The sequence below is a fragment of the uncultured Roseibium sp. genome, assembly GCF_947496995.1.
In the GTDB taxonomy this organism is placed as follows: Bacteria; Pseudomonadota; Alphaproteobacteria; order Rhizobiales; family Stappiaceae; genus Roseibium.
In genome coordinates this window covers 680,613-700,959 of sequence record NZ_CANMFD010000003.1, presented here as the reverse complement: position 1 = coordinate 700,959, position 20,347 = coordinate 680,613, and the positions used below count along the sequence as shown (strand labels likewise).

Here is a 20,347-nt window from a genome sequence, read left to right as displayed (position 1 = left end):
CGCCGGTATGGGTGTTTGTGCCGGTAAGGGTCAGAGTCTCGGCACCGGATTTGGTGAGACTGCCGGTGCCGGAGATTCCGCCGTCATAGCTCAGTGCATCGGAGCGATTGAAGATCAGGGCACCGTTGTTGGTGACATCACCGGAAAGACTGCCGCTCGTGCCGCCGTCACCGACCTGCAGCGTGCCGGCCGATATCGTCGTGCCGCCGGTATGGGTGTTTGTGCCGGTAAGGGTCAGAGTCTCGGCACCGGATTTGGTGAGACTGCCGGTGCCGGAGATTTCGCCGTCATAGTTCAGTGCATCGGAGCGATTGAAGATCAGGGCGCCGTTGTTGGTGACATCGCCGGAAAGGCTGCCGCTTGTGCCGCCGTCGCCGACCTGCAGTGTACCGGCCGAGACTGTCGTTCCGCCGGTGTAGCTGTTGGTGCCCGTCAGTTTTGTCGTTCCGGACAGGACATTGACCGATCCTCCGCCGCTGATGTCCGCATCGAATGTGTAATTCGTGTCCGTGTGGTTGAAGACAATCTCTCCGTCACCCGCCCCAAAAGCAATCGCTCCCGGGGCAAAGGTGCCAGCCGCCGCGGCTGCGTCGCCGGAAGCCGCGCCGATGTTCAGCGTGCCGGTCGAACCGGCCTGGCTGGCAACGGTTACCGTGCCCGAGGCGTTCACTGTGCCCCCTGCGGACAGGGTGAGAGCCCCTGCACCGGCATCGCCCACGGTGAGAGCTGCCGAGTTCGTCCAGGTGGAGCCGGTGCCGGTTACCGTGACGGTCCCGTCGCTGCCGCCCAGACTGCCGACGATGCCGTTTGAGTTTGTCAGCGTCGCACCACCGGAAACGGTCAGAGACCCCGTACCGTTCTGCGTCAGCGTGGTGACCCCGGTCAGGTTGCCGGTGAGGGTGACCGTCCCTGTTCCGCTGTTCGTCAAGGACCCGGTCAGTGTCCCTTCGAGTTGCATCGCGCCGGTGTTTGCCACGTCGCCGGTAATCACTCCGGTTGAATGGAGCGTTGCGCTGTTGGTGACATTGCCGGTGATGGTTCCGGCGTTGTTGAGCGTGCCGGAGCCGGAGTTGGAAACTGTTGCAGCCGTCAATGCGCCGCCGGCCACGATCCGGACGCCTGCCGTCGTCAGCGTCGAGCCGGAGCCGCCGGACGTGTTGTTCAGGCTTGTGCGGTCGAAAGCACCGCCGGAAATGTTGAGTATCGCGCCGTTCTCGTTGACGAAGGCAGCGGTGCCGGACCGCGCCGTCGCACCCGTGACGTTGAAGACCGCGGATGAGCCGCTGTTGGTGGTGGTGGCCGCATTCACCTGTCCGCGCACGTTCATGGTGCCGTTGTTGGTCAGGTCGCCGCCCGTGGCCTCGAGGAAGCTTGTGGCTGTGTTGGAATTGAGTGTCGCGCCGGCGTGGTTGAGGATGGTGTCGCCTTTTATGGTCCAGTCATTGCTGATGACGGAAGCCGCGGCACCGCTCGCAAGGCCGTTTTCGATGGCGCCGGTGACATTGAGCGTTCCCAAACTGGCGACTGTTGTCCCCGAGCCGCCGGTCGTGGTGTTGGTCAGGCTGCCGATCGTACTGGCCGTGCCGCCAGCGATGTCGAAGGTCGCCGTACCGGTGTTGGTGAAGGAGGTCACCCCGGTCAGGGCGCCGGTTATGTTGAAATCTGCGCTGCCCTGGTTGGTCACGGCCCCGGTCAGCGTCCCCCGTGCGTTGACCACCCCGCTGTTGTCGTTGGTCAGCGTACCAACTGTCAGGGCAGAAGAGCCCCCCAGCATGTCGATCGTGCCAGCGTTGGTGATCGTGTCGCCCGCAGCGTTCAGCGTTGCTCCGTTCGCGATGTTGATATCGCCCGTTGCACTGTTCTGGATTGCGCCTCCGACGGAATTGACTGTCGTGGAACCGGTATTGAAATTCAGGGTGCCCGCATTGGTGATGACGCCGGCCTGGACATCGAACGTCTTGGTGCTCGCATCATTGAAGTTGACGATGCCTCCGGCGAGATTGTTGTAATCACCCGTCAGTTCGACCAGAGAACCGCCGCCGGCGACATTGACCGTGCCGGAATTGTTGGCGGTGTTGCCCGTCCCCACCAGGCTGGCCCCGGTCTGAACGTTGATGGTCGAGCCGCTCGCATTGGTCACCGCGGAGGCTCTCAGCGAATCGCCGGCGCTGACGGTCAACGTGGCGCTGCTGGCGTGGGTGAGTGTACCGGTGGTGGTGAAATCCCCGCCCGTGGTGAAGACGCCCGCCGCGGCGGTGGCGAAGTTCGTGGAGTGGCCTGTGCCGGACCAGCTCGGTCCGGCGGTCCGCTCTTCCGTGATCGTATCGGAAACGTTGAACGTCACGGTTCCGATTTCGGAATGCCCGTTCCGGTAGGTCAGATTCTGGGTGTTGACCGTGATCGACCCGGCTCCGCTGCCGATCGATCCGTCGCCGATGAAAGTGGTCAGTCCGGTCAATTGCACCGCACCACCACCGGAGTTGGTGACCGAACCGGCGGCGTTATTGGTGAAGGTGCCGCCGATCGTCGAGGTGCCGGTGAGGTCGAAAGTGGCATTGTTGGCGACATCACCTGCCCAGGAGCCGGCGACCACCGTACCGGCATTGTTGGTCAACGTGCCGGTGGCGGTATTTGTGCCGCTGAGCGTGAGCGTGCCCGCCCCCTGTTTGGTCAGCCCGCCGGAGCCCTGGATCACGCCCGAGATCTCACGGTCGGCGGCATCGCCAGTCGTGAGCGTGTTGTCATTCAGGTTGATATCGCCCGCCCCGAAAACCGCGCCGATGGTTTCGTCATTGCCGGTCAGGGTGAGAATGCCGCTGTTATTGATCACCGCGGTATCGCTGATCGCGTCTCCGTTCCCGGCCACATTCAGATTGCCGTCTCCAAAGGACGAATCATCCTCGATGACGATATCGTCTGTCGTCAGCGAGCCGGTCAGCGTTGTCATCCCCATTTCGACGATCAACTGACCTGTGAAGGTATTGTCACCCGATAACGTCTTTGCCGCAAAAATCGCGAAGTTGCCGGCTCCGGAAATGACGCCGGAATAGAGACCGGTGCTGGAAGTCGTATTGCTTCCGACCGAAAGCGTCTGTCCGGACGCAATTACTGTATTACCGCTCCCGACAAAATCATCGATGAACTGGGTAGCCGCGACCTCGAAGGTTGCACCACTGTTGACAGTGACCCCATCGCCAGTCCCATTGAGTGCATTGACTTGTGTGGTGCGCAGTGTTCCCTCTTCGACGGTGATCATCCCGTATATTTCGGTGTAATTCGCCAGGACCAGCGTGCCGCCGCCGGTTTTGCGCATGCCGACGTATCCTGCTCCATCGGACGGGCGCAAACTGATGGTCGCGGTCCCCGTGGCGACATTGATTTCGTTGCCCCCTGCGGTAAGGGTGAGGGCGTCACCGGTCAGTGTATAACCGCTCGAATTGAAGCTCAGGCCGCCAACGGTCTGCGCTCCGCTTACGGTGACGGTTCCCGCTGTGCCGCCGAAGATGGCTTGCGCACCCGGTGTCCAGGCCTGGTTCGTGGCGCCGGCGTTGTCCGTCCAGGTCTGGGCCGATCCGTCCCATGTACCCGACCCGCCGACGACCGAAGAATCTCCGGTGGTGGTGTCCCATGTCAGGCTCTGCGCCCGCGCAGGCGTCGTCAGGGGAGAGACAAGAACAAGGCTGCCCGTCAGTGCTGTGGCAAGCATCAGCGCGGAGCGACACGGGATTGCATAGGAAGGAAGTGACGTGTGACGGCGGAGGAAGAATTTCTGCGGGCGTACAACCGGTAACGGATACATCGTGGCCTGTAAGTGCTGAATTGAATCGGCGTTGATGCCGAGATCGAGCACGGCGAAGTCACCGACTCAAGGCATCAAAGCTTTGAGCGCATGGTAGAAATCGACGGAGACGTCAGCTATCCGATTTCGGCAAAACAGGAAAAAAAGTCAGAAAAATACTGAAATCTATTAATGGTGAAATGAAGCGGGTCGCGAGCGTTCCTGACGGCAAGATGCCGAGCATATGTTCGCAAGCCATCCTGATCCTTCCCCTTCCCGAGGCGAACGCCCCGGCGGGAAGCCGGGGCGTTGGGAAGCGTATCGGAACCGCGAAAGGGCGCGTGTGGCCGTTAGCGGGGCAGGTCGGTGGAGCCGGTCAGGAATTCATCGACGGAACGGGCCGCCTGGCGGCCTTCTCGGATGGCCCAGACGACCAGGGACTGGCCCTTGCGCACGTCGCCGGCGGCGAAGACCTTGTCGAGGCTGGTCCTGTAGGTTTCCGTGTCAGCCTTCACGTTGGTGCGCCCGTCGAGTTCGAGCTTTTCACCTGCCTGAGCGATGTAGGTTTCGAGCCGCGGGCCGGAAAAGCCGATGGCGGCCAGAACTAGGTCGGCGCGCAGGATGAATTCGGTGCCTTCGATCGGGCGGCGTTTTTCATCGACGCGGGCGCATTTGACGCCGGTCACCTTGCCGTCTTCGCCGACAAGGGCGAGGGTGGCCGCGGAGAATTCGCGTTCCGCACCTTCCGCCTGCGAGGACGAGGTCCGGAATTTGGTCGGCCAGTAGGGCCAGACGGCGAGCTTGTCTTCCTTGAGCGGCGGGATGGCCCGGATGTCGAGCTGGGTGACGGACAGAGCGCCCTGACGGAAGGCCGTGCCGACACAGTCGGAGGCCGTGTCGCCGCCGCCGATGACGACGACATGCTTTCCACCCGCCCAGATCGGTGCCTCGTCGCCTTCCGGTTCGCCGCCGACACGGCGGTTCTGCTGAACCAGATAGGGCATGGCCCAATGGCAGCCTTCCAGCTCCATGCCGCCGACACCCGGGTCGCGCGGGCGCTCGGCGCCGGCGCACAGGATGACCGCGTCATGACGCTCGGCGAGTTCTTCCAGGCTGACGGTCACGCCGACATTGACGCCGTAATGGAAGCTGACGCCTTCGGCTTCCAACTGGCTGACACGGCGGTCGATATAATGCTTTTCCATCTTGAAATCTGGAATGCCGTAGCGCAGCAGGCCACCGGCTTTCGGCTCGCGCTCGTAGACGTGCACGGTATGTCCGGCGCGGGCCAGCTGCTGGGCCGCGGCCATGCCGGCCGGACCGGATCCGACGATGGCAACTGCCATGCCGGTCTTGGTGGCGGAGGGTTCTGGAACGATCCAGCCTTCTTCCCAGCCCTTGTCGGCGATGGCCTGCTCGACGCTTTTGATGTTGACCGGCACATCTTCCAGATTGAGCGTGCAGGCTTCCTCGCACGGCGCCGGGCAGATGCGGCCGGTGAATTCGGGAAAGTTGTTGGTCGAATGCAGGTTGCGCAGGGCGATGTCCCAGTCACCCTGATAGACGAGGTCGTTCCAGTCCGGGATCTGGTTGTTGACCGGACATCCGTCGGGACCGTGACAGAACGGGATACCGCAATCCATGCAGCGCGCCGCCTGGTTGACGACTTCCTGCTCATTCAGCGGAATGGTGAATTCGCGGAAATGGCGGATACGGTCAGACGCAGGCTGATACTTCTGCTCCTGCCTGTCGATTTCCAAAAAACCGGTTACCTTCCCCAAGGTGACCTCCTCAATCTGTGTGCGTCCTCAAGTGGCTGCAATCGGCCGCGGAATGCGGCCGAGAGCCCTGTCGTTCGATTGACCCGTTATTCGGCCGCGACCATGCCGAGCCGCTGGTCTTCCATTTCACGAAGCGCGCGGCGGTATTCGACCGGCATCACCTTCACGAACTTGGGCCGGTAGGTCGACCAGTCGTTCAGGATGGCCTCCGCCTTCGCGGAGCCGGTCAGTTCCAGATGCTTGGCGAGCATCTGGCGCAGGCGTTCGTCGTCGTGGCGGGACATGTCGCAGGACAGGTCGACCCGGCCCTTGTGCTCGATGTCGCCGCCATGGTGGTGCAGCTTTTCAAGGAGGTCGTCTTCCTCGGTCACCGGTTCCAGCTCGACCATGGCCAGGTTGCAGCGGGACCCGAAGGTGCCGTCCTCGTCGAGGACATAGGCAATGCCGCCGGACATGCCGGCCGCGAAGTTGCGTCCGGTCTGGCCGATAACCACGACGACACCGCCGGTCATGTATTCGCAGCCGTGGTCGCCCACGCCTTCCACAACGGCAATGGCGCCGGAGTTGCGGACAGCGAAGCGTTCGCCCGCCACGCCGCGGAAGTAACACTCCCCTTCGGTGGCGCCATACAGGACGGTGTTGCCGACGATGATCGAATTTTCCGCGACGATGCGGGTGTTTTCAGGCGGACGCACGATGAGCTTGCCGCCCGACAGACCCTTGCCGACATAGTCGTTGGCATCGCCGGCCAGATCGATGGTGACGCCGCGTGCGACGAAGGCACCGAAGGCCTGGCCCGCGGTTCCCTTCAGGTTGATCTTCAGGGTGTCCGGCCGCTTGAGCCCCTTGTTGCCGTAGCGCTTGGCGATCTCGCCGGAGAGCATGGCGCCCACCGACCGGTCGACCGAACAGATGGTTTCCTCGATCACGGTCGGCTCCAGATTTTCCAGAGCCGGCATGGCCGCCGCGATCAGGCGGCGATCGAGAATATCGTCGATCGGATGCTGCTGGCGCATTGTCCAGCGGATTTCTTCCGGTGCGGCTTCCGGCTGGAAGAAGATCCGGGAAAAGTCGAGCCCCCTGGCTTTCCAGTGTTCGAGCGCCGCGTTCTTGTCGAGGAAATCGGAGCGGCCGACAAGATCTTCCAGTTTGGAGACACCGAGCCCGGCCATCAGCTCACGCACTTCCTCGGCGACGAAGAAGAAGTAGTTGATGACATGTTCCGGCGTGCCCTTGAACCGCTTGCGCAGAACAGGATCCTGGGTGGCGATGCCGACCGGGCAGGTGTTGAGATGGCATTTGCGCATCATCAGGCACCCGGCGGCGATCAGCGGTGCCGTCGAGAAGCCGAATTCGTCCGCGCCGAGGAGTGCGCCGACAATGACGTCGCGTCCGGTGCGCAATCCGCCGTCCACCTGAAGGGCGATGCGCGAGCGCAGGCCGTTCAGCACCAGGGTCTGCTGGGTTTCGGCAAGGCCGATTTCCCAGGGCGACCCGGCGTGCTTGATGGAGGTGAGCGGAGAAGCGCCCGTGCCGCCGTCGTAGCCGGAGACGGTGATATGGTCCGCTCTTGCCTTGGCGACACCCGCGGCAACCGTGCCGACACCGACCTCGGACACCAGCTTGACAGAGATGTCCGCCTGCGGATTGACGTTCTTCAGGTCGTAGATGAGCTGCGCCAGATCCTCAATGGAATAGATGTCATGGTGCGGGGGCGGCGAAATCAGGCCGACGCCCGGCGTTGAGTGGCGCACCTTGGCGATGACCGCATCCACCTTGTGGCCCGGCAACTGTCCGCCTTCGCCGGGCTTTGCACCCTGGGCGACCTTGATCTGGATCATGTCGGCGTTGACCAGATATTCGCTGGTCACGCCGAAGCGGCCGGAAGCAACCTGCTTGATGGCGGAACGCTGCGGGTTCATCGAACCATCGGGCAGCGGATTGAAGCGCTCGGGCTCCTCACCGCCTTCACCGGTGTTCGACTTGCCGCCGATCCGGTTCATGGCCATCGCAAGCGTGGTATGGGCCTCGCGAGAAATGGAGCCGAAGGACATGGCGCCGGTGACGAAGCGCTTTACGATGCTTTCCGCCGGTTCCACTTCGGAGATGTCGATGGGCTTGCGGCCGGTCTCTTCCGCGCTCTTGATGCGGAACAATCCGCGGATGGCGTAGCGACCGCTTTCCTCGTTCACCTGTTTGGCGAAGGCCCGGTACATGTCCGGCAGGGCCGAACGCACCGCATGCTGAAGCGTGGCGACCGAATCCGGCGTCCACATGTGGCTTTCGCCGCGGGTCCGGAAAGCGTATTCGCCGCCGACATCCAGCGAGCGGCGCAGGATGGCGACATCGCCGAAAGCCTCGGCATGGCGCAGGACTGTCTCCTCGGCAACTTCCTCGAGCCCGATCCCCTCGATCATGGTGGCGGTGCCGAAGAAATATTTCTTCACGAATTGCGACGACAGGCCGATGGCGTCGAAGATCTGCGCGCCGCAATAGGACTGGTAGGTCGAGATGCCCATCTTGGACATGACCTTCAGGATGCCCTTGTCGATGGACTTGATGTAGCGGTAGACGACCTCGTGCTGATCGACTTCCTGCGGGAAGTCCATCTCCATATGCATGGAGAGCAGCGTTTCGAAGGCGAGATAGGGGTTGATGGCCTCGGCGCCGTAACCGGCCAGAACGCAGAAGTGATGGACTTCGCGGGCTTCGCCGGTTTCCACCACCAGGCCGACAGAGGTCCTGAGACCCTTGCGGATGAGGTGATGATGCACGGCGGCCGTGGCGAGCAGGGCCGGGATCGCGATCCGCGACCGGCTGATCAGCCGGTCGGACAGGATGATGATGTTGTACCCGTCCGTGACCGCCTTTTCGGCGCGCTCGCACAGTTCCTCAACTGCGCCCGCCATGCCGCCGGCGCCCTTTTCGGCATTATAGGTGATGTCCAGCGTCTTGGCGGAGAACTGGTTGTCGGCGATGTCGCCGATGGCGCGGATTTTCTCCAGGTCCTCGTTGGTAAGGATCGGCTGACGCACTTCCAGACGCTTGGAGGTCGACATGCCTTCCAGGTCGAAGAGATTCGGGCGCGGGCCGATGAAGGAGACCAGGCTCATCACCAGCTCTTCGCGGATCGGATCGATCGGCGGGTTGGTGACCTGGGCGAAGTTCTGCTTGAAATAGGTGTAAAGCGGCTTTGACTTGTCGGACAGGGCCGAGATCGGCGTGTCCGTTCCCATGGAACCGATGGCTTCCTGGCCGACGGTGGCCATGGGCGTCATCAGAAGCTTGATGTCTTCCTGAGTGTAGCCGAAGGCCTGCTGACGATCGAGCAGGCTTTCGCCGGCGACCGGCGCGCGCTGGCGCACGCCCGGCAGATCTTCCAGAACGATTTGCGAGCGGTGCAGCCAGTCCTTGTAGGGATTGGCGGTCGACAGCTGGCGCTTGATCTCGTCGTCAGAGACGATCCGGCCTTCTTCCAGGTCGATCAGCAGCATCTTGCCCGGCTGCAGGCGCCATTTCTGCTGGATGCGTTCTTCTTCGACCGGCAGAACGCCGACTTCAGAAGACATGATGACATAGTCGTCGTTGGTGACGATGTATCGGGCCGGACGCAGGCCGTTACGGTCAAGCGTCGCGCCGATCTGGCGGCCATCGGTGAAGGCAACGGCGGCCGGGCCGTCCCACGGCTCCATCAGTGCGGCGTGGTATTCGTAAAAGGCGCGGCGGTTGTCGTCCATCAGCGGGTTGCCGGCCCAGGCTTCCGGGATCAGCATCATGGCCGCGTGAGCGAGCGAGTAACCGCCCATGACGAGGAATTCCAGCGCGTTGTCGAAGCACGCGGTATCGGACTGGCCTTCATAGGAGATCGGCCACAGCTTGGAGATATCGTCCCCCAGCAGCGCCGAGGAAACGGAGGCCTGACGGGCCGCCATCCAGTTGACGTTGCCGCGCAGCGTATTGATCTCGCCGTTATGGGCGACCATCCGGTAAGGATGGGACAGGTCCCAGGACGGGAATGTGTTGGTGGAGAAGCGCTGGTGCACCAGGGCAAGCGCCGAGGTGAAGCGCTCGTCCTTCAGGTCGGCGTAATAGGCGCCGAGCTGATAGGCCAGGAACATGCCCTTGTAGACGATGGTGCGGCTGGAGAGCGAGACGATATAAAAGCCTTTGCCGACCGCATCGGTCTCGGCGCGCACCCGGTTGGAAATCACCTTGCGCAGCACGTAAAGCCGGCGTTCGAAGGAATCCGGATCATCGCCGTTGGTCTTGCGGATGAAGACCTGACGGGAGTTCGGTTCGGTCGCGGCGATGTCGGGAGACTTGGAGAGCGAGGAATTGTCGACGGGAACGTCGCGCCAGCCGATCAGCTCCTTGCCTTCTTCCTCGATGATGCTTTCGATGATGTCTTCGCAGCGGGCACGCAGGGAAGGGTCCTGCGGCATGAAGATGAAGCCGACGCCATAGTCGCCGAAGGCCGGCAGGGTGGTACCGGCTTTCTGCATTTCCTCTTTGAAGAAGTCATGCGGGATCTGCACCAGCATGCCCGCGCCGTCGCCCATGAGCGGGTCGGCGCCGACCGCACCGCGGTGGGTCAGGTTTTCCAGAACCTGCAGGCCGTCCGCGATGATCCGGTGAGATTTCACGCCCTTCATATGGGCGACGAAGCCAACACCGCAGGCATCGTGTTCGCGCGCACTGTCATAGAGCCCCTTGTCGGCGGCCGTGTACAGTCGATCGGCAAGTGTGGCGGTGGTTTTCAAATCCACTCCGCCTGCCTCGATGGCTGTGCTGGTCGTCAGCTCCGTTTTTCTCATGTGCGCCCTCACTGTTAACCCCAGTGCCACCGTGGCATGAAGCGTCCGGTTCCGTTCGGGTCGCATTCCTTCAAGAATGCGGCTCGGCGAACCCTGGCTTTCCTGCCCCGGCTCTGTTGTTGTATTTACTGCGCCGGTCCGTGAAAACCAACCGTCGCAATGACACAGCGGTGTTTCCGCTGTCGAAACTTTCCGTCTCGCCGCTTCGCAAATCCTCCCCGGATTTGCAGAATGGTCAGCCTGTCCGCTGCTCCTGGCCCGGCATCGTCAATCGCCGGTAGGTCCGCAGTAAATGGGACAGCATCGCTGTCCTATTACAGGCGGCGCGACCATGACAGATTTCTCAGTCAGGAGCAAGAGCGTTTCTTGTAGCAGGTATTATAATTGTTTCGCGCAAAAAGTGCCATTCGTCCTGAATTGTCGAATCCGGAGCTTTTTGGGTAAGAATGTTGCGTCTCTTAAAGATTTCTTAGTGTGGCTCGCAAGAGAGTAACATGCGTTTGATTTCCTATTTATCGTCAAGACGTTCATTTAAACCCTGTAGCCGGGCTGCTTTGCAGGCGTCACGGCCGATACAGGATCCGAGGAACGACCAGAGGAGTACAAGATGAAGCATAAAGCGATGTCCGCGGCGATTGTCGCCGGTGCCGTTGCGACCGCGGTTGCCGGTCTTTCGTCCACCGTGCCGGCTCACGCGCAGGCCAAGGAGAAGTGTTACGGCGTCTCTCTGAAGGGCCAGAACGACTGCAAGGCCGGTGCCGGCACCACTTGCGCAGGAACGTCAACGGTCGACTATCAGGGCAATGCCTGGACGCTCGTTCCCAAGGGTACCTGCGTGACCATGGATGTCCCCGGCGATCGCCACGGTTCCCTGACCGAACTGAAGCGGGATCTGCCGAAAGCCTGATCCGGCCTTCTCGGGCAGACGGCGTTTCACCCGTCTGCCTGATATCTGTTTTCCGCTCTGGAGCCCGTCATGACTTCCAAGGCCTCGCCATCCCGACTGACCCGTGTCGATGCCGCAATCCCGGCGCGTGCCGGAGCGGGCCTCAAGCCGGAGCATATCGCCGAGATTCTGGCGGAGCGCGCTGACGTCGGCTTCTTCGAGGTCCATGCGGAGAACTATATGGGGGCGGGCGGGCCGCCTCACCGTCAGCTGGAAGCGATCCGGCATGACTATCCGTTGTCGCTTCATGGCGTCGGTCTTTCCATCGGCGGCGAACAGCCCCTGAACAAGGCGCATCTGCAGCGCCTCGCGGAGCTGAACCGGCGGTACGAGCCGGGCCTTTTTTCCGAACATCTGGCCTGGTCGACCCATGACACGGCCTATTTCAACGATCTTCTGCCGGTTCCCTATGACGACGCGGCGCTCGAGCGGGTGTGCGATCACGTCGACGCGGTCCAGGAAACCGTCGGGCGGCAGATGCTTCTTGAAAACCCCTCGACCTACATCGCCTTTGAACAAAGCACGATGAGCGAACTGGATTTCCTGAAGCAGATCACGCGCCGAACCGGCTGCGGGCTGCTTCTCGACGTCAATAATGTCCATGTTTCCTGCACCAATCACCAGCAGTCGGCGGAGGATTATCTTGAAGATTTTCCCCTCCACGCAGTCGGTGAAATCCATCTGGGCGGACATGCCCCCGATACCGATGACGCCGGTCTGCCACTGCTGATCGATGCGCACGACCGCGAGGTCGATGCCGCCGTCTGGAGCCTTTACGAGCGCGTCGTCGAAAACAACGGCCCGCTGCCGACCCTGATCGAATGGGACAATGAGGTTCCCGCCTGGCCTGTCCTGTTCGCGCAGGTCAAGGCGGCGGAACAGATTCTTGCGCGGGTGGCGGAACCCGGCCTGAGGCGCGCGGTGTGACAATGGCCGCGCCAAAGCCGTCTTCTGACAGGAGCGAGTCGACCGACGCCGGAGCCGCACCCGGTTCCCGGGAATTCAGCGAGGCCTTGCTCGATCCCGAAGCCGCACCGCCGGCAGGGCTTGTCGGTCCGGATGGCAAGGCTGCTCCGAAGCGTTTCAACGTCTACCGCAACAATGTCATCGTCAGTCTCAGTGAAGCCCTCGGTCAGAGCTTTCCAGCTATCTTATCCCTGTTGGGGGAAGACTATTTCAACGCCCTGGCGCGCGCCTTCGTGACCCGCCATCCGCCTGAGACGCCGGTGCTCATGTGGTATGGCGGCGCGTTCGCCGATTTCCTGGAACGTTTCCCGCCGCTCGCGGCCTATCCTTACCTGGCTGATGTGGCCCGGGTGGAATGGGCCTGGCTTCAGGCCTATCACGCCGCAGACGCTACGCCGCTCAATCCTGCAGAGTTGAGCGCGGTTGCGCCGGACAAGATCGCGGGGGTCAGGTTCGCTCGCCATCCCGCGGCTGCCGTCGTCACCTCGAAATGGCCGGTTCTGGATCTCGTGCGCGCCAACAGGTTTGCAACGGACACCGCGGACAGCATTGATCTCGACGCGCCGCAATCAGTGCTGGTCACCCGGCCGGACATGGATGTCGGTGTCTTTTTGTTGCGGCCGGGCGGGGAAGTGTTCTTAAGTGCCTTGTTCGAAGGCACCACACTGGGGGAGGCCGCTGCCTCGGCCCTGGAAAAGACTTCGGAATTTTCATTGGCCGACTGCCTGTCGGACTGCCTTTCAAGCGGTGCATTCACCGCTATAGAGGGATATTGAGCCCGGCTGGTCCGGGCGCTTCAAAAAGGGGGATTTCATGGGTGCGCTGATCGGTTTCTTCGTAAGACTGTACACGCTGGTGTTCGGAGCGCTGGAACGCCTGACCAATGGCTGGTTTCTGGGGCTGACCGCCCGGTTTGTCTTTGCGGCGATCCTGTTGCAGTTCTTCTGGAATTCCGCGCTGACGAAGATCGGCGGAAATGTCATGAACATCTTCACGCCAACGGCGGGCGCCTATGCGCAGATGCTGCCGAAGATGATGGAGCAGGTCAGCTACGACACCAGCCAGATCGCCTTTTTCCCCTACGGTCTGATGGTCCTTCTGGGGACCTGGGGCGAGTTCATCCTGCCGGCGATGGTGGTGGTCGGCCTGTTCACGCGGTTCGCCAGCCTCGGCATGATCGTCTTCATCGGTGTCATGACCTATGTGGACGTCTACGGTCACGGGGCGGATGCCAAGACAATCGGCGCGCTCTTCGACGGCGAACCCTATGCGATCATTTCGGACGACAGGCTGCTGTGGATCTTCCTGCTGCTGGTTCCGACGCTCAAGGGCCCCGGCGTGGTTTCGCTGGACTGGCTGCTTGGACGCTACTACCGCCGCCGGGAAATGTACTACTAGGCCCGGGCGCATTCCCCTGGTTCCTGTGGTCGCGGAGTGCTCCGCTTCCACAGGGCCGGCCAGCGCCCTGGCGCAAAAGTGCGGGTCGTTGGACGTTGCGATAACGAACCGTGCTGCCGGAAATCCCGCAAACCGGAAATCGGTTGCCGCCTGTGCGAACTGATGCTTAAACCGGGCCATGAATTTCGCAAGCGACAATTGGGCGGGTGCGGCTCCGGCGGTGATGTCGGCGCTGACCCGCCATAATTCCGGGTTCGCACCGGCTTATGGCACGGACCCGCTGACGGACCGTATCTCCGAAAAATTCAATGAAATCTTCGAACGAGAAGTGGCCGTCTTCTTCGTGGCGACGGGCTCTGCCGCGAATTCGCTTGCGCTGGCCGCCTATGCCCGACCCGGCGGCGTCATCTTCAGTCACAGTGATGCTCATATCCAGGTCGATGAGTGCAACTGTCCGGAATTCATGACCGGCGGCGGCAAGCTGGCCGGCATTGCGGGTGCGGATGGAAAGATCACGCCTCAAGGTCTTGGCGAGGCGATGGCAGCTTATCCGGACGGGGTGGTGCATCATGGCCAGGTTGCGACGGTCTCGATCAGCCAGGCCACGGAAAGCGGCACGATCTACACCCTGGAGGAGATTGCCGCCATCAAGGAGACTGCCCGGTCACGGGCCGTGCCCTTGCATATGGATGGTGCGCGTTTTGCCAACGCCCTGGTAACACTCGGCTGCACGCCGGCGGACATGACCTGGAAGGCCGGTGTCGATGTGTTGTCCTTCGGGGCGACCAAGAACGGCTGCTGGTGTGCCGAGGCCGTCGTCTTTTTCGATCCGGAGGCCGCAAGGGAATTTGAATATCTGCGCAAGCGCGGCGGACATCTGTTTTCCAAGAGCCGCTTTGTCGCTGCGCAACTTGACGGTTATTTCGAAGACGACACATGGCTTGCAGCGGCAGGTCACGCCAATGAAATGGCGGCCAGACTGGCGGATGGTGTCCGGAACCAGGGCGGGCGAACCGCATGGGCGGTGGAAGCCAACGAGGTGTTTCCGATCTTGAAGCGCCGTCAGTTCGAGGCGCTGGAGGCAGCCGGTGCCAAGCTCTACGAGTGGCCCGCGAAGGGGCTCTCCTCGAATATCGCTCCGGCGGGAGATGAGGTCTGCCTGCGCATGGTCACCAGTTTCGCGACCACGGAAGAGGATGTGACGGCGTTCCTGAAGGTGCTGTCGGAAGCGGCCTGAAAACAGGCAATGCGCACAGACCTATGCCAGAAGGGCGCCCGGTTTCCCGGGCACCCCGCGTCTCGGCACGCTTCACTTGAAGGCCTCGGCCTTAGTGAGCGGTGGTTTCGATCTGCTTGGCCGCGCCGGAGCTGATTTCGATCTTGCGCGGTTTCATGGCTTCCGGGATTTCCCGGATGAGATCGACATGAAGCAGTCCGTTTTCCAGGCTTGCACCTTCCACGCGGACGTGTTCGGCGATCTGGAAGCGGCGCTCGAAAGTGCGCGACGCTATTCCGCGATAGAGAATTTCCTGTTCGGATTCCTCTTCCACCTTCTCACCCTTGATGGTGAGAACATGTTCCCTGGCTTCCACGGAAAGCTCTTCATCGGTGAAACCGGCAACCGCCATGGTGATGCGGTAGGTGTTTTCGCCGGTCCGTTCGATGTTGTAAGGCGGATAGCTTGGCGCTTCGCTGCCAGCGCTATCCAGCATGGAGAAAAGCCGATCGAACCCGACGGTGGACCGGTAAAGGGGAGAAAAGTCTAAGTGACGCATGTGTCTGTCCTCTCTTGAGCAACTGATACTTCACTGGGTTTTGCGTTCCTGCCGTCCCCCGGAATGGCGGGACTGGAGCGCGCTGCAGACCCTTGTCGGCGCCTGCATACGAAAGGTGGTAACTGGGTTTTTTCATTTCAAGGGGGAGCGCAACACCGTCGGCTGAAGATGAATGCCAGCTGAACGAAGCCTTCCGGTTCGGTTCAACCGGCGCGGTGCATCTTCCGGTCAACGTCAGCGACGGGCTGGCGGCAAAGACAGGAGATCAACGATGTTTGCCAATGTTTCAAAACTTTCCGCCCCGATCGCCGGCGCCATTTTTCTGGTGTCCGCCGGGTTCATTTCCTCAGCCGTCGCCGCTCCCCAGGCCGCCGGACTGAAAGGCCAGACGGCGCAGTCCGAACTTGTCGTGCAGGTCGATCACCGCAGGGGCGGGCATGGGCGCAAGGGTGGACGCGGCTGGCAGGGCGGGCATGGCTGGAACCAGCAGTCCATGGGTCCGCGCCAGATCCGCCGTAGCCTGCGTCACCGGGGCTTCCACCGCATCCAGATCGTCAACCGGCGCGGCCCGATGTACATCGTGACCGCAAACGGCTGGCGGGGCATGCCGGTTCGGCTGGTTGTCGATTCCCGCAATGCGCACATCGTCCGCAGCCACCCGATGGGCCGCGGCCACCGCTGGTAACGCGGTCACCACGATTTCCCGCCAACTTCTTTCTGGGCCGGCGCGTGTTCAGTGCCGGCCCGAAGTTTGTTGTGAGCCCGGACGAAGCCGGGTATCAAAAGGCGTCTCTTGAGTGAAGCGGACCGCCATGAAGCTGATAGATCTTCCAGACAATCCTGTGCCGGAGGGCGCCAGAACCGGATATATCGAGACCTCCGACAGTGTCCGGATCCGCTATGCGCATTGGCCGGCGGTCGGGCGGCCACGGATCGGAACAGTGACCCTGCTGCAGGGGCGTGCGGAATATATCGAGAAATATTTCGAGATCATTTCCGATCTGCGCGAACGCGGCTTCGCGGTCGTGACTTTCGACTGGCGCGGGCAGGGTGGCTCACAGCGGCTGACCGGCAACCCGAAACGCGGTCATGTTTCGAATTTCGGCAAGTTCCGGCTCGATTTGCGCACCGTGCTCAAGAATATTTCCCTGGCCAACTATCCGGGGCCTCATTTTGCGCTGGCGCATTCCACCGGCGCCCTGGTGCTGCTGTCCGATTCGGAGCGACTGCGGACAATGCTTGACCGTGCGGTGCTGACCTCGCCGCTGCTCGGCCTTCCTTCCGGTACCTTGCCTCCAAATCTGGGCGGATTTTCCCGCTCTGCGTTGAAAATCCTCAGTCTCGGCTCGCTCGGGCGTCCGGCGCATCAGACGAGGGTGCGCAAGGGGGCGGCCTTCAGTGAACGGGTCGGATTTCCTCTCGCGCGGCTTTGCTCGGCTATCGGACTGGGGCGGTTGTTCCTTCCCGGTGGCAACGGTGAAATCCGCGTGCCGTTCGAGACGAACCGGCAGACCTCGGACAAGACCCGGTTCGACCGTTTCAACAAGGTGCTTGAAACCGCGCCCGAGTTGGGTATCGGCGCGCCGACCTTCGGCTGGCTGAATGCCGCGGCGCGCACCATGCTGGCGCTCCGGAAAAGAGACGCCGGCCCGAACATGAAGCTCCCGTGCCTCGTTCTGGCGTCGGGCAACGACAGGATCGTCTCAACGCCCGCGACCGAGGATTTTGTCTCGCGGACCAAGGCGGCGGCATATCTGGAAATTCCGGGTGCCGAACACGAGTTGATGATGGAACGCGATGTGTTTCGGGATCAGTTCTGGGCGGCGTTCGACGCCTTTGTGCCCGGTCTGGAAGCAGAGCAGGAAATGCAACGCGCCCATCTTTGACCTGAGGGGTATGCGCTCCGGGTTCAGTCGGTCCTGGCGAGATCCCTCAGCAGGATCTCATGAAGACGCGGATCGCCGGAGGCGACGATCTGCCCGCCGTCTGATGGTGAACCACCTGTCCAGGTCGTCACCACGCCGCCTGCACCTTCGATAATCGGGACGAGCGCGACGATGTCATAGGCTTGAAGGCCGGATTCGATGACAGCATCGCCATGTCCGGCCGCGACCATGCAATAGGCATAGCAATCCGTGCCATAGCGAGCGAGCTGGACAGCGTCCTCTACCCGGTCGTAGGCCGCCCGTTCCGTGTCGGTGAAGAGGGCAGGGGTCGTGGTGAAGATCGTCGCGTCCTTGAGCTGGTCGCAGGGACGGCACTCGAGTTTCCTGGATCCGAGCGAGCCTTTGTACCAGGCGGTGTGGCAATCGCCGCCGAAGCGTTCGCCGACATAGGGCTGAACCATCATGCCGAGGCTGGGCTTGCCGTTGGTGCGCAGGCCGATCAGCGTTCCCCAGGTCGGCAATCCGGTGATGAAGGCGCGAGTTCCATCGATTGGATCGAGTACCCAGACGTTTTCCGCGTCCAGGTTCTCCGGACCATGCTCCTCACCGAGAATGCCGTGAGCCGGATAGGCGCGGTTGATGAGCGTCCGCATCGCCGTTTCGCCGTTCCTGTCGGCAATCGTGACCGGATCGAAGCCGCCTTCCCTCTTGTTGTCGACGGCGAACCCTTGCCGAAAGTGCGGCATGATCGCAGCGCTCGCGGCATCCGCAAGCTGGTCCAGAAACGGGGAAAATTCATTGGAACTGTCTAACTGGCCCTGGGTCATCGATACCTTCCGCCTATCAGGATTCTGAATTTCTTCGATTATCGAAAAAAATCCAGCTTGCCGCTTGTATAACCGTCTTTGCCGAAAAATGAACCGCTAAAACCGGCTTGTTTGCACAATGTTTGGTCAAAATGCGAACCCATGCAGGGTTGACCTTTGTGCACTGCGGTGCGATTTTATTGCAGTGCGATACGTTGTATTGCGCCGCCCTCCTTGGGCGTTTCCTCCCTAGACTTCAGGCCGCCTCAATTGAGTGCGGCCTTTTTTTTATTCTGCTGCGATGGAGTCGGCGGGCAGGGCCGCGTCGGGCATGGCGGTGAGCTCGCGGGCGAAGTTGCGCAGGTTATGAAACAGGTCGGCAAATCCGGCGGAAGGCTGGTGGGACGCCTCGTCCATGTAGAGACCGCGATTGATCTCGATCTGCAGGGCATGCAGGCCGCTTGCGGGCCTGCCGTAGTGCTCGGTGATGAAGCCGCCCGCATAAGGCTTGTTGCGCGAAACGCTGTAGCCCATGTTTCTGAGGACGGAACAGGCAAACTCCGTCAGGTCGCTGCTGCAGCTTGTGCCGTAGCGATCGCCGAGAATGAAGTCGGGGCGCGCGTCGGTTGTCTGGCACTTCACGCTTGACGGCATGGAGTGGCAATCGATCAGGACCGAATAGCCGAAGGTCACATGGGTCTGGGCCAGCAGGCGCCGCAGGGTCGAGTGATAGGGCTTGTAGATATGCTCGATCCGGCTCAGCGCTTCTTCCACCGGCAACTTGTGCCGGTAGATCTCATGATTTTCGCTGACAATCCGCGCGACCGTGCCCAGTCCCCCCGCCACCCGGATGGAGCGGCTGTTGGCATAGACCGGAAGCCGACCGTCGAACATCTTCGGATCGAGTTCGTAGGGCTCCCGGTTCACATCCAGATAGGCTCGTGGAAAATGCGCCCGCAGGAGCGGCGCCCCCAGTGGCACCACATGCGCGAACAGATCGTCCACATAGGCATCTTCCGAACGTCTGATGGAATTTTCGTCCAGACGCGAGGATGCCAGAAAGTTTTTGGAATACTGGCGGCCTGAATGGGGGGAATTGAAGATATAAGGGATCCGCTGATCGGCGGGAGACAGGACTTCAAACGCGGGCAGGCCGTTGAAATCAGCTTCAAAGGGCATTTGAAAAGCAGGCAGAGTGTTGTCCGTCAAATGATGTGTCCCGTCTGGTCTTTCGCCATCGTGCCAAGGAATTGGTCGGCAGTCCACTCTCACAGCCGCAAAAGCCTGCGTCATCGCGACATTCTTTCCTTGTTTCGCAAGATGTTCTGAAAATTATGGCGAATCTAAAAGCTTCCCGGCGAGATCAATCAGCGCACTTATGAACGCTTTCAAGGTGATGGGTCATCCGGTGTGACACCAGTTGAACGCTGGGAAGTCCGGCGGAAATACGCAGCGTCACGCCGGGATCGGGTACAGGTGATCCCGGTAGCGGCGCTGCATGCAGTTCATTGCCACCCAGCCGGTCTGCGTTGCCATCCGCTCCACCCTCTCTGCCCTGGGCGGGTCTGCGATAAAACTGTGTAAACCAGTGCGGCAGTTCTATCCACACAGCGGCCTGCGGGAACCGATTCTCGCTATCATTCTCTGGAATTCGAGCTATAACCGGCAGCTAGGAAATCGCACAGCCAACGCATACCAAGGAGATTGGTCGATTACGATGCCACGTATCCTGCTTGCCGAAGATGATAATGACATGCGCCGCTTTCTGGCGAAGGCGCTGGAAAATGCCGGTTATGATGTCGTTTCGTTCGATAACGGCAAAAGCGCCTATGAACGCCTGCGTGAAGAACCGTTCTCCCTTCTCCTGACCGACATCGTCATGCCGGAGATGGATGGGATAGAACTGGCGCGTCGGGCAACCGAGCTCGATCCCGATCTCAAGGTGATGTTCATCACCGGGTTCGCAGCCGTGGCGCTCAACCCGGAATCGGATGCTCCCAAGGATGCGAAGGTTTTGTCAAAACCCTTTCATTTGAAGGACCTTGTGCAGGAAGTGGAGCGTATGCTGGCCGCTTGAGACGGCCTCCGGGAAAGACGCCAAAAGGCCCTGGAAATTTTGCCTGATCGGTGAAAAGAGGGGTTGCACAGATTGGCGTTCCCCGTTATATCGCACTCCACCACGGCGTTGGGGCGCCGG

The 20,347-nt window shown here is 61.3% G+C and carries 14 protein-coding genes; 8 read left to right on the top strand and 6 right to left on the bottom strand.

Translation table 11 applies throughout. The annotated features are described in order from the left end of the window. The 3 genes from Q1B40_RS16015 to gltB form a co-directional block, all read right to left on the bottom strand. The coding region (locus tag Q1B40_RS16015; RefSeq protein ID WP_299816509.1) for an autotransporter-associated beta strand repeat-containing protein at positions 1-3,706 on the bottom strand (3,706 nt) is incomplete at its 3' end. Between the two features lie 422 nt (positions 3,707-4,128). Continuing rightward, positions 4,129-5,559: a glutamate synthase subunit beta gene (locus tag Q1B40_RS16010; RefSeq protein WP_299816507.1), complete on the bottom strand. Its 1,431-nt coding sequence runs from the start codon at positions 5,557-5,559 to the stop codon at positions 4,129-4,131. Between the two features lie 86 nt (positions 5,560-5,645). Then, positions 5,646-10,373 (bottom strand): glutamate synthase large subunit, encoded by a 4,728-nt coding sequence (gene gltB / locus Q1B40_RS16005; RefSeq protein WP_299816505.1) that lies wholly within the window; start codon positions 10,371-10,373, stop codon positions 5,646-5,648. A gap of 607 nt (positions 10,374-10,980) precedes the next feature. Here gltB and Q1B40_RS16000 point away from each other — a divergent pair. The 5 genes from Q1B40_RS16000 to Q1B40_RS15980 all read left to right on the top strand — a co-directional run bounded on the left by Q1B40_RS16000 (position 10,981) and on the right by Q1B40_RS15980 (position 14,920). Beyond that, positions 10,981-11,280 carry a DUF2282 domain-containing protein gene (locus Q1B40_RS16000; RefSeq protein WP_299816503.1) on the top strand — a complete coding sequence of 100 codons (300 nt, stop codon included), beginning with the start codon at positions 10,981-10,983 and terminating at the stop codon, positions 11,278-11,280. Positions 11,281-11,349: 69 nt separating this feature from the next. After that, on the top strand, positions 11,350-12,246 hold the full coding sequence (locus Q1B40_RS15995; RefSeq protein ID WP_299816501.1) for a DUF692 domain-containing protein: 897 nt from the start codon (positions 11,350-11,352) through the stop codon (positions 12,244-12,246). Positions 12,247-12,248: 2 nt separating this feature from the next. After that, on the top strand, positions 12,249-13,061 hold the full coding sequence (locus tag Q1B40_RS15990; protein WP_299816499.1) for a DUF2063 domain-containing protein: 813 nt from the start codon (positions 12,249-12,251) through the stop codon (positions 13,059-13,061). Positions 13,062-13,098: 37 nt separating this feature from the next. Next, positions 13,099-13,683, top strand: a complete 585-nt coding sequence (locus Q1B40_RS15985; protein ID WP_299816497.1) for a DoxX family membrane protein — start codon at positions 13,099-13,101, stop codon at positions 13,681-13,683. A 178-nt stretch (positions 13,684-13,861) separates the two neighbouring features. After that, positions 13,862-14,920, top strand: coding sequence for a low specificity L-threonine aldolase (locus Q1B40_RS15980; RefSeq protein ID WP_299816495.1), 1,059 nt, complete (start codon positions 13,862-13,864; stop codon positions 14,918-14,920). Positions 14,921-15,011: 91 nt separating this feature from the next. Here the strand turns inward: Q1B40_RS15980 and Q1B40_RS15975 are convergent, their stop codons facing one another. Continuing rightward, the gene (locus Q1B40_RS15975; protein WP_299816493.1) at positions 15,012-15,458 is read right to left on the bottom strand and encodes an Hsp20 family protein; all 447 of its coding nucleotides are present in this window, start codon (positions 15,456-15,458) and stop codon (positions 15,012-15,014) included. 271 nt (positions 15,459-15,729) lie between these two features. Between Q1B40_RS15975 and Q1B40_RS15970 the strand changes: the two genes are divergently transcribed. Together Q1B40_RS15970 and Q1B40_RS15965 are read left to right on the top strand one after the other, a co-directional pair. Then, positions 15,730-16,143 carry a hypothetical protein gene (locus Q1B40_RS15970; RefSeq protein WP_299816492.1) on the top strand — a complete coding sequence of 138 codons (414 nt, stop codon included), beginning with the start codon at positions 15,730-15,732 and terminating at the stop codon, positions 16,141-16,143. A gap of 127 nt (positions 16,144-16,270) precedes the next feature. Next, positions 16,271-17,344 (top strand): alpha/beta fold hydrolase, encoded by a 1,074-nt coding sequence (locus tag Q1B40_RS15965; RefSeq protein ID WP_299816490.1) that lies wholly within the window; start codon positions 16,271-16,273, stop codon positions 17,342-17,344. 23 nt (positions 17,345-17,367) lie between these two features. Here the strand turns inward: Q1B40_RS15965 and hisN are convergent, their stop codons facing one another. After that, entirely contained in the window at positions 17,368-18,171 is an 804-nt protein-coding gene (gene hisN / locus Q1B40_RS15960) for a histidinol-phosphatase (protein ID WP_299816488.1), read from the bottom strand. 267 nt (positions 18,172-18,438) lie between these two features. Beyond that, positions 18,439-19,329, bottom strand: a complete 891-nt coding sequence (locus Q1B40_RS15955) for an N-formylglutamate amidohydrolase (RefSeq protein ID WP_299816564.1) — start codon at positions 19,327-19,329, stop codon at positions 18,439-18,441. Positions 19,330-19,867: 538 nt separating this feature from the next. Between Q1B40_RS15955 and cpdR the strand changes: the two genes are divergently transcribed. Then, positions 19,868-20,227: a cell cycle two-component system response regulator CpdR gene (gene cpdR, locus Q1B40_RS15950; RefSeq protein ID WP_068409675.1), complete on the top strand. Its 360-nt coding sequence runs from the start codon at positions 19,868-19,870 to the stop codon at positions 20,225-20,227. The last annotated feature ends 120 nt before the right edge of the window (positions 20,228-20,347 follow it).